This window comes from Mycobacterium paraffinicum (assembly GCF_001907675.1).
Taxonomy (GTDB): domain Bacteria; phylum Actinomycetota; class Actinomycetes; order Mycobacteriales; family Mycobacteriaceae; genus Mycobacterium; species Mycobacterium paraffinicum_A.
The window spans coordinates 1-4,132 of the sequence record NZ_MPNT01000068.1 but is presented as its reverse complement, the minus strand read 5'-3'; the positions used below and the strand labels follow the sequence as shown (position 1 = coordinate 4,132).

3 protein-coding genes are annotated in these 4,132 nt (G+C 64.1%); 1 reads left to right on the top strand and 2 read right to left on the bottom strand.

The features are described 5' to 3' along the window. The first annotated feature begins 199 nt into the window (after nt 1-199). Nucleotides 200-955, top strand: a complete 756-nt coding sequence (locus tag BRW65_RS30660; RefSeq protein WP_084188129.1) for a maleylpyruvate isomerase family mycothiol-dependent enzyme — start codon at nt 200-202, stop codon at nt 953-955. A 207-nt stretch (nt 956-1,162) separates the two neighbouring features. Here the strand turns inward: BRW65_RS30660 and BRW65_RS30655 are convergent, their stop codons facing one another. Together BRW65_RS30655 and BRW65_RS30650 are read right to left on the bottom strand one after the other, a co-directional pair. After that, nucleotides 1,163-3,517: an ATP-binding protein gene (locus BRW65_RS30655; RefSeq protein ID WP_167374121.1), complete on the bottom strand. Its 2,355-nt coding sequence runs from the start codon at nt 3,515-3,517 to the stop codon at nt 1,163-1,165. A gap of 10 nt (nt 3,518-3,527) precedes the next feature. After that, nucleotides 3,528-4,132 (bottom strand): SDR family oxidoreductase (locus BRW65_RS30650; protein ID WP_073881197.1); only part of this gene is annotated, 605 nt, incomplete at its 5' end.

Below are 4,132 nucleotides of genomic sequence, written 5' to 3'. Positions count from 1 at the left end.
ATCCAGGGCCATCGCGATGTTCCTCTCGGTAGTGATCCTTGGTCGTTTCACCACAGAGACTCACGCGATGGCCCCTCTACATCGGCACCGACACGCCGCTACTTACACCACACCCGGGGACGTTCCCAGCGAGGACGCTTACGCCAACATCATTTCCACGTTTGGTCGCTAACCTGCCAGGCAGGGGCTGATGAGCCCGTTGGATTTCGCGACCGAATTTCTCACTGAGAACCGCGCCTTTTCGGAGCTTTTCCGCGACGCCGACGGCGCGACACCGGTACCGACTTGTCCGGGCTGGAGCCTCGACCAAGTGTTTCGCCACGTCGGTCTCGGCCACCGATGGTCAGCGCAGATCGTGCGCGACCGCCTTCAGGAATTCCTCGATCTGGGCAGCGTCGAGGCGGGCAAGCCGCCCCCGGGGCAGGCCAAGGCGATCTCCTGGATGCACGACGGGGCGCAGCGGCTGGTGGACGCCGTGCAGCTGACGGGCTCGGAAACGCCCGTGTGGACGTTGCTCGGCTCGCGCCCGGCGAACTGGTGGATCCGGCGCCGGTTGCACGAGACGGCGATGCACCGGGCCGATGCCGCGATGGTCCTTGGAGCCGACTTCGCGCTCGCACCCCAGGTGGCCGCGGATGGCATCACCGAACGCCTGGAGCTGATCGCGTTCCAGGCCGGCGCCGACGGCGCGGAGTTGCCGCTGGCCAACGGCACAACCCTGCACCTGCACGCCACCGACGCCGGGCCGGGCGAAGCCGGCGAATGGACGATCGCCGTCGACCAGGGGCGCATCGCCTGGTCGCACGAACACGGCAAGGGCAGCGTGGCGCTGCGCGGTGGCGCCGCCGAGCTGCTGCTGGCGATGACGCGCCGAATCGACGTCGGCGACACCGGCATCGAGCTGTTCGGCGACGACGCCGTATGGCAGAACTGGCTGCAGCGCACCCCGTACTAGCGCCCCTCAGCGCCTTCCGTCGTCCTCGAATTGCCTTGAGCAGAACCAAAGGGCCGACTGACCGGTAAACGTCGGCAACCGCCAGGCCCGCCGGGACATTGACGATCCGCGACCGGAGATGTCCAACCGATCCGCGCACGTCGCGGTGCGGCATCGGAGTGCCCAGAGCCTGTCTTCGCGTGGCAGCGACGTTGTGCGCGCAGTCTCCTAGGCGATGGTCGCTGCCTGATGATTGATAACGGCAAGCGCTATCTGCGTCCGCGACGTGAAGCCCAATTTGAGGAGTATCCGGTGCACGTGTGATTCTGCTGTTCGTTGGCTGATGACCAGCGCGGTTGCCACCTCGCGGTTGGACAACCCTTGTGCGACAAGCTGGGCGATCTCCTGCTCACGGCGGGTCAGCGTAGCCGTCAATCCCGGGTTCCGCGGCGTGGATTCACGCTGGCGACGTAGCGCGAGCATCAGAGACTCTTCGGCGTTGAGCCGCGCCCCGAGGTCGAATGCTTCGGTGAACGCATCGTCGCCGAGTGCTTCTCGGAGTTCGGTACAGCACTTCCTATGTACGGCTGTCAGTGGAGCAGAGCCAAACAATGGCAATCCGATTCGATCCCAAAGGCTTTCGTTCACGCCGAGAAGTCGTGCGCTGCGGCGGGGCTCCTCGCGCTGGCAGATCCATGCCAGAAGCTCAAGAGCGAACGGTATTCCGAGCCAATCGTGGATTTCTGTTCGGATAGTGAGGGAGTCGATGATCTGGGTTTCGGCCAGTCGGTGGTCTCCGGACGTCCACGCCAGGGTGCCCAGGACCCAGTACGCCCACGAAAGTGACCAGTCGTTGCCGCAGCTCTCACTGCGAGTGCGGCATTCGTGGCCCAACGTTGCTCCGCCCTGGTGGTCACCCTGGAGCCCTTTGATCCAACCGAGCTGCGCGAGGCTCAGGAGGGTGATCGCGGACCATTCACCCGCCCGGCGGTAGTAGGAGGCCGCCCGCTCCAGCCAGGTGACCGCAGCGGTGAGGTCGTCACTGATAAAGGCGACCTCTCCGCAAGCTTGGGCGACCAGAGCCCAAAGGTGTTCGTCGTCAAGGTCGCCGGCTATCGCTTGAGCGTGTTCAATCGCTACTCGTCCATTCGCCTGATCGCCTTGTAGTGCGGCAATCCAGGCTCGGATACACAACGCTTGCGCTCTTTTCATCTTCGCCCCCGCCCCGGTGGTGAGCGCCCGGTCGAGCCAGTAACTGCCTTCTCGGGCGGCGCCGCGTACCCAAACAAACCACAGGCGAGTCGCGATATCGAGGGCCGCACCGGCCTCGCCTTCGGGCCCGAGGCTAAATTCAAGTGCACCCCGCAGATTCGCTAGTTCGTCGTCGAGTGCTGAGGCCCAGCGTTGCTGGTCGGTGCCTGCAGAGAAGTTGGCCTCGGCATGTTCGACGAGCGATGCAAAGTAGTCTCGGTGACGACGTCGGATACGATCACCGTCGGCGGGATCTAGCCGCTCTGCACCATAGTGACGCAAAGTCTCCAAAAGGCGATAGCGGTCTCGGCCGTTGAAGTTCTCGCGTGTCACGATCGATTTGTCGACCAACTCGATCATCGTTTCGATTACGTTACCTCGACTTTGGCTGTCGTCTCCACAGATCGCTGCTGCGGCGTCAAGGTCGAATGACCCTGGGAATACCGATGATCGCACCCAGAGTAGCCGCTGATGTTGTGAGCACAGGTCATAGCTCCAGTCGATCAATGACCGCAATGTCTGGTGGCGGGTCGTCGACCCACGCGCACGGGAGGTCACGATGTTGTTGGTCTTATGGAGATGCTCCAGCATTTTCTGCGGAGTCATCGATCGAACTCGCGCGGCGGCTAGTTCGATTGCGAGGGGCAGGCCGTCGAGGTGCGCACATAGGTGCGCGATGTCATCTTCATTGCTGGCTGTTATTCGGAAATCTGGATCGGCGGCGACGGCCCGCTGCTCGAACAGGTCGAGCACCTCGCGGCTTGACGGTCGCCAGACCGCGTCCGGTGCGGCTGAATCGTCGTAGTGGGCGCTCGACTGCCGACACCGCGATAGATCAGCCACCGGGAAGGGCAGGACGCGGTAGATGTGTTCCCCAGGCACGCATAAGGGTTCGCGGCTTGTCGCTATGACTTGCACATCGGGGGCCGCGTGCAGGATTTCGTTGACCAGTTTTGCGGACGCGTCGATCAGGTGATCACAACTGTCTAAGACGAGCGCAAGTCGCCGATTCGCAAGGTGATTGCGGATAGTCAATTCTGCTGTATCCAAGGCGCGATCGGTGATCTCCAGCGCAGACACGACGAGGTGTCCTAAGAGGACGGGTTCGCGTAGGTCGCCGCATTGGGCTAGCCATGTTCCGTCGGGGTAGGCCCGCGCGACACTGCGAGCGACCCGGGTCGCCAGCCGTGTCTTGCCGACGCCGCCTGGACCAATCAACGTGATGAGGCGGGCGGTGCCCAGCATTCGCTTGAGGTCGGCAATGGCCTCACGTCGGCCAATGAAGCCGCTGACTTCTGCCGGGAGATTACCCCGGCCGCCTCGATGCGCCATAACTCGGCTGTCACACATTCCTCGAGCGGCTGAACTTTCGCAGGTATCCCGGCAGCCCGCTCGCCGGTGGCGCTTTGGGCCAATCGTCGGCCCGGAAATAGGCGTCGGTCCCACCATCGACGAAGACGACACTGCCGCAGAGGAATTCGGCGGACTCGGACAGCATGAAACACATCCACTCGGCCATGTGTCGCGCCTCCCCGAAGCCACCGAGTGGCACCGGGACGGACCGGATCGCTTTTGCCTGCCGCGGCGCCGCGAGCTGTTCCTGCAGCAACGGCGTCATGACGGCTCCCGGCGCCAGCGCATTCAGGCGCACCCCCGCGCCCGCCCATTCCGGTGCCACCGCGTGTCGCCGCACCCAACGACTTAGGGCGATCTTCGTAGCCGCGTACATCATCGTCGGAGCGGCCGGGCCGAACGGTCGCACCGACCGCAGGGCCTTGTCGGCGTCATGCGCGAGGAATGCCTTCACCGCACGGCGCGGAACGAGGGGCACCGTCGTCGCCGAGTTGCTCGCGACGACCACCACTTTCGCGCTTTCGGCTGCGGCCAGCGCCGGCTGCCAGGCGACCAGCGGCTCGACGACGCCGAAGAAGTTGACTTCGCCGATCT

Excerpts from the sequence above, each read along its gene's own strand:
- BRW65_RS30655 (WP_167374121.1), bottom strand. The coding sequence starts at position 3,517 with ATGGCGCATCGAGGCGGCCGGGGTAATCTCCCGGCAGAAGTCAGCGGC.